The organism is Adlercreutzia sp. DFI.6.23, from assembly GCF_024462535.1.
GTDB classification, from domain to species: domain Bacteria; phylum Actinomycetota; class Coriobacteriia; order Coriobacteriales; family Eggerthellaceae; genus Adlercreutzia; species Adlercreutzia rubneri.
Map to the genome: position 1 here is coordinate 107238 of NZ_JANGBP010000009.1, position 6000 is coordinate 113237.

The 6000-nt window shown below is 66.8% G+C and carries 3 protein-coding genes; 1 reads left to right on the forward strand and 2 read right to left on the reverse strand.

Features of this window, described 5'->3' with window-relative positions:
• Positions 1-6: 6 nt before the first annotated feature.
• On the reverse strand, positions 7-1866 hold the full coding sequence (locus NE591_RS09635) for a DUF6320 domain-containing protein (protein WP_157012591.1): 1860 nt from the start codon (positions 1864-1866) through the stop codon (positions 7-9).
• On the reverse strand, positions 1839-2855 hold the full coding sequence (locus NE591_RS09640) for an alpha/beta hydrolase (protein ID WP_114549144.1): 1017 nt from the start codon (positions 2853-2855) through the stop codon (positions 1839-1841). Before NE591_RS09640 ends, NE591_RS09635 begins: the two co-directional genes overlap by 28 nt.
• Positions 2856-3246: 391 nt before the next feature.
• Between NE591_RS09640 and NE591_RS09645 the strand changes: the two genes are divergently transcribed.
• On the forward strand, positions 3247-5457 hold the full coding sequence (locus NE591_RS09645) for an ATP-binding domain-containing protein (protein WP_256156642.1): 2211 nt from the start codon (positions 3247-3249) through the stop codon (positions 5455-5457).
• The last annotated feature ends 543 nt before the right edge of the window (positions 5458-6000 follow it).

Here is a 6000-nt window from a genome sequence, read left to right on the forward strand (position 1 = left end):
GGTGGCCTACCGCAGCGAGAACAGCTTGCGGGCTTCGGCGGCCAGTTGCTTGCGGCCGACCAGGAGCAGGATGGCCAGCAGGGCCGCGGCGGCTGCGCCGGCGGCTATGGCCAAGGGCGGCCAGGTGATGAGGCCGGCGGCCAGAAGCGCCAGGGGAACGAGCCCGAGCAGCACCTCGTAGATGAGGTACTTCGCGTATCCGGTGACAAACGGTCCGCGGAAGGCGATGAGGAGCACCGCGTTGAACGCGAGGGCCAGCATGCACAGGCCCGGCACCACGTAGGTGGTGACGATGAGGTTTCCCGTGGATGCGAACCACAGCCCCGCCACGGCCAAAAGCACGAGGAAGTAGCGCTCAACCACGCGGATGAAGTCGGGGGCGTGCACGATCATGTTCCGCACGAACAGCCAGTTCAGGGCCACGGCCGCACACGGCGCCCCCACGGCCAGCGCGCTGCCGCCCGCAGTGCCGCCCAAAAGCGCGATAAGTGCGATGCAGATAAGGGTGAGCACCGCCAGAACCGTGCGGACGCGGGTGCTCTTGCGCTCGAAGGAGTTCGGCGGGAACACCGATGGTACGGGAGCCGCCTTGCGGGCGGCCGCCAGCGGACCGGGGCGGTGGAACGCCGGCGCGTCGCGGTTTGCGTTCAGATATCCGCGCATCCCCTCGTCTTCCAAAACCTCTGCCAGGGCGCGGGTCACCTTCTGGCCGAGGAAGCGGCTGGAGATGCCGATGGATAGATCGTCGCCGTAGGTGCACACGATGAAGTTGAGGCCGGAGGTGGACGTGAGCGCGCTGATGCCTTCCACGTAGGGGGCCGTGCATTCGTCCAGCGCCACGCGGCCGAGGCTCGAGACGGTAGTGGTGACCTCGCGGGCGGCGCGCGCGTCGGCGACGGCCAGCGCCGCATCCTTCACGATGAGGGGCGCCGCGCGCAGAAGTGGGTTCTTCTCCAGCTTGATCATGGCCATCATACGGCGCTTCAGGGATGCGGGCTCGCATCCGGCGGTCAGCTGGCGCTGCACTTCGACGGCCACCTCGGCCACCGAGGCATTGGCGGCGCCGGGAGCGTAGGAGACGAAAGCGAGCCCGAAGAAGTTGCGCAGGGTGGCCGAGCCGAAGAGGCTGCGCAGGTCGACGGGGACGTCCAGGTGGATGGCCCGGCGCCGGTCGCGGGCGGTCATCGTGGCGCGCACGGCGCAGATGACCGCCGCGATGAGGTAGGAGGTGACGCTGACTCCGGCGTCTTTGGCGGCGGCATGCACGGCGCTGGCCGATAGGTGGTATTCCAGGTAAAGCGGGTCGGCGTCGGTCTTCAGGCCCGTCAGATGGAAGACGCGCGGCTTTTTCGCCTTTCCCGCCGCGGAGCGGTCGTAGTTGGTCGTGAAGCTGTCCTCGGTCTTCTGCGCCTCGGTGCCCGCATAAGCGCAGGCGGCGGCTTCGGGCAACCCGTAGCGCTCGGCCACGTAAGCGCCGAGCAGCGCTTTTAGGAACTCCAGGGCCCCGCGCCCGTCGGAGATCATGTGGGACACTTCGACGTTGATGCGCCGGCGATAGTAGCTCACGCGGAAGAGCACGCTTTGGGGCCCGGCATGCAGGCCGTAGCAGATGGGCAGGTTCTCGGGAGTCACGCGCGGCGCGGTGCCGGACGGTTCCAAGTAATGCCAGAACATGCCGGATCGCAGCGATACATTGAAGCCGGGGAACTGCGCCACGGTGGCGTCCAGCGCGCGCTGCAGCGCCTGCGCGTCCACCTCGTCGACCATGGTGGCCGCCAAGCGGAAGATGGTCTGGTTCGGGCTTCCCGCCTGGGCGGCGTAGAACTTGCCGACGTTGTCTAGTCGGTACCAAGAAGCGTCAGCCATGGCCGGTCACCGGGTTTCGGGAGCGGGTCGCCATCGAGGAAGTGCGCGATGAGGCGGTAGGTGTCGCGCACGAGCGAGAGCACGGAGGGGTACAAAAAGTAGCCGTGGACGCCGTCGTTCATGCGGAAGCAGGCCACTTCGTTGCCCTCCGCATCCAGGCGCGCAGCGAAAGCCTCGCCCTCGTCGCGCAAAGGGTCGTACTCGGCGGTGATGACGAGCGTGCGGGGCAGGTCGGCCAGCGACGTCGCGATGAGCGGTGCGAAGCGGGAGTCGTGGAAATCGGCGGGCGTGCGCAGGTACAGTTCGATGTAGTCGACGATGGCCTGGCGGGTGAGAATGTAGTCCTCGCCGTTGTCGCGCACGGAATCGAACAGCGTCGTTTCGGAGTGGTCGTTGTACACGAGCGGGTACAAGAGGATCTGGGTGCGCGGGCGGAAGTCGCCGCGCTCGCGGGCGAGAAGGCTCACGGCCGCCGTGAGGTTGCCGCCGGCCGAGTCGCCCATGAGCACGATGCGCCCGGGATCGGCGTCGCGGATAAGCGTGCCGGCGAACAGCTGCCGCGCCACGGCGTAGCAGTCCTCAAGCGCGGTGGGGAAGCGGTGCTCGGGGCTGCGCCGGTAGTCGACGGCGATGACGCGGCGCTCGAGCTTCAGCGCCGTGCGCATGCAGGCGTCGCTGTAGAATTCCACGTCGCCGTTGGCCCAGCCGCCGCCGTGCAAGTACAGGATGGTGCCGCGGTGATCCTCGTTCACGTGTAGGCCCCGCTTCAGGGAGAAGTCGATGTCGAGGGGCGTGAACACGCGCAAGGGAATCTCGTAGCCGTCGTCGGCTGTGGCGGTGATCTTGTCGATGCGGCAGCGCGGGTCGGCAATGGTGAGTTTGCCGGCGGCGTCCTCCACCTTGCGCTGGGAGTTCCAGGAATTGGCCACGTCGGGCTGCAGGCGCGTGATGGCCTTGATGACCGCTTGGACGGCGGGGTTCATGGGCATGAGCGCTCCTTGTCTCGGGGTCGGCGGCGTCGAGCGCCGCGGTCGACAGCGGCATCGGGCGCCGCAGTCGGCGACGCTTTTGACGCCACGTAAACGCTGAGTTCCATGCTAAGGGAAGTTGTCCCTGCTGACGTCTGGCTGCTGCCCCTTGGCATCAAACGGTAAACGACTCGCTACAGCCATACCGTCTTAGCATGGGAAGCGAAGTTGCGCGAATTTTGTGGAGGTCGGTGCGGTGGCGACTGGTGCTCAGGCGCGGGGCCGCTAGCATAGCGTTTCCCCTTGACGTCGGCGCATCTCACGGCTTCGACCTCTCAGGTTTCCCGGACGGGGCTCAGCGAGGGCCGAGCCGTCCGCGTTTCGCGAAATCTGGACGAGGAAGGAGAAGGCTGTGGATGCGGAACATGACGAAGCCCTGCTTCGGTCTGCAGACGCAGATGCCGATGCGGACACCGATGGAGGATCCCCTAGCATAGAAGCGGAAGAGCAAGCCCACCTTGACGAGGTGTTGGGTGCGGTGCGCGCGGCCGTCGATCGAGCGCGCGGGTTGGCCGAGCGTACGGAGGCGAGCCATCGCGAGGCGGGGGCGCAGCTGGCGGCCTCGCGTGGCGAATTGGCGCCGGAGGAGGCGCATCTTTCTGCCTATGAGCTGAACCGCATGGACGCCCAGGCCGCTTTGGCCCATCGCTCCCGAGGCCGGTTGGAGAAGCTGCTCGATTCGCCCTACTTCGCCCGGGTCGATTTCGTCGAAGGCGAGGAAGGGGCGTCCTCATCTGCCGGTTCGGCCGAAGGCGAGACGGCGGCCGCACGCCAGATCACCTACCTCGGGCGCTTCGCCCTCACCTGGGAGAACCAGGCGCTCATCTCCGATTGGCGAAGCCCGGTGGCCGCGCTGTTCTACGACTTCGAGCCGGGGCCGGCCGCCTTCGAGGCACCGGCCGGGCACCGGGAGGGAACGCTCGCGCTCAAGCGGCAGATCTCCATCGAGGAGGGGCAGCTGCGCTACGCGGTGGACTCCAGCTCCAGCGTGCGCGACGAGGTACTCGCGACGGTTCTCGGGCGCACGTCTGACGCGAAGATGCATGATATCGTCTCCTCCATCCAGCGCGAGCAGAACGCCGTCATTCGCGATGAGGCGCCCGGCACGCTTATCATTCAGGGCGTGGCCGGCTCGGGCAAGACTTCCATCGCGCTGCACCGGGTTGCCTACCTGTTGTATCGCCAGAAAGAGCGGCTGACCTCGCAGTCGGTGGCCATCCTCTCGCCGAGCCGGGTGTTCTCCGACTACATTTCCGGGGTGCTGCCGGAGCTGGGCGAGGAGCCAGTGCGGCAGTGGAGCCTGCACGACTTGGCGGCCCTCCTTTTGGAAGGGATCACGAAAGTGGCGCTCCCGGTGTCGGCTGCCGATGAGGCCGACCCGGTTCGGGCGGCCCGTGCTGCCGCCAAGGGCACCGAGGCGTTCGCTGCCTCGTTGACGGCGTGGCTCGGCGCTCAGCTGGGGGAGAAGGGCTCCGGCGATGGGAAGGTGGCGGCATCGGAGCTCTTCGAGCCGCGCGACTTGGCCGTCGGGGGCGACGTGGCCGAGGCGTCCTGGCTCGCCGAGCGCTTTGCGGCTTACGCGCCGGTGCCCTTCGATGAGCGCCTCGACCTTATCGCCGGCGACGCGTTGGAGTTGGCCCATGGCAAGACCTTCGGCCGCTATGTCCACACCATGCCGACGCGCCGCGAGCTGCGCGGGCGGCTCCTGCGCATGATGCGGGCCAAGAACCCGCTGGCGCTGTACAAGCGCTTTTTAGCCGACACGGGCCAGAGCGCCCTGTTTAAGGCGCCGGCCAAGGGCGTGGTGGAATGGGAGGACGCCTTCCCCGTCGTGCTGTGCGCCCTGGCCTTCGCGGGCCCCGACGGATTCGCCCCCACTTCTGCCGTGCGCCATCTGGTCATCGATGAGATGCAGGATCTGACGCCGGTGCAGCACGAGGCCATCTCCCGCCTGTTCCGCTGCGATCGCACTATCCTGGGGGATGTGAACCAGCTCGTGGACGGCCGTGCGGTGTCGGCGCCCGAGGCGGTGGCGGCCCATTATCCGGGCGCGCGGGTGGTGCGGCTCATGACGAGTTACCGTTCGACCAGCGAGATCACCGAGCTGGCCGCCCGGGTGATGCCCGTTGCGGGTCTCGTCGCCGTCCAGCGCCATGGGGAGGCGGTGCGCTTTGCGCGCTGCGGCGACACCGTGGGGGTGCTCGCGGCGGTGGACGAAGCCATCGAGCGGTGGCGTGCCTCGGGGCGGCGCACCTTGGGAGTCATCGCGAAATCGGACTTCCTCGCCGCCCGCTACGCTGAGCTCATTGCGCGCGATCACGACCTTACGCTGCTCACCGATGAAACGGACGCCTACCCGGGCGGTATCGTCGTCAGCTCGGTGCGCCTAGCCAAGGGCCTCGAGTTCGACGAGGCGGTGCTGCTGGACGCCGACGGCCGCCAGTACGCCACCGAGGCCGATCGCAACCTGCTCTACGTGGCCGTCACCCGCGCCATGCACGCCCTGACCGTCCTCTACCGCGACGAACCGAGCCCGTTTCTGGGGGAGAAGCGGCTGCGTTAGGCCAAGCGCGGGCGGCCAAGCGGATCGGTTCTATTGCCCCAGCCCCATATCTGCAAGCGCTACGAGGCGGCACCCGCAGGCGGCGGCTTCGGCTCGGCAGGCGTCGGTAAAGCCGCTTTTCGAGAAGAGGAACAGCCGCTGTTTGTCGGCGCTCCCGATAAGGGTTTTGTATAGTCACGATTATAATAAACGTAACTATACAAAACTAGTACCGCTTGTACAGGAGAATCGGCCTCAGCACTTGCCTGGAATGAGGCGATGCCGCAGCTCTTTCTAGGGAAGAGACGGACGCGTTGGCCAAGCTTGTTATATTGTGGCGGGTCGACGCGCTTGGATCCGCTAAGAGCCAGTATGCGAAATTGGTCGGACGCCGAGTTGTCAGAATTTGTATCAAAATCTGCACTTATCAGCGTCCTGGGGGTGCGGACAGTTACTTGGACAGCGGCCTACGCCGCCAGCCCCAACCGCCTCCTGCGGTTGTCTATCGTATCGTAGACGGTCCTGCCGCCCTCCCGGAAGGCCTTTAGACGGACGGTCGAGTAG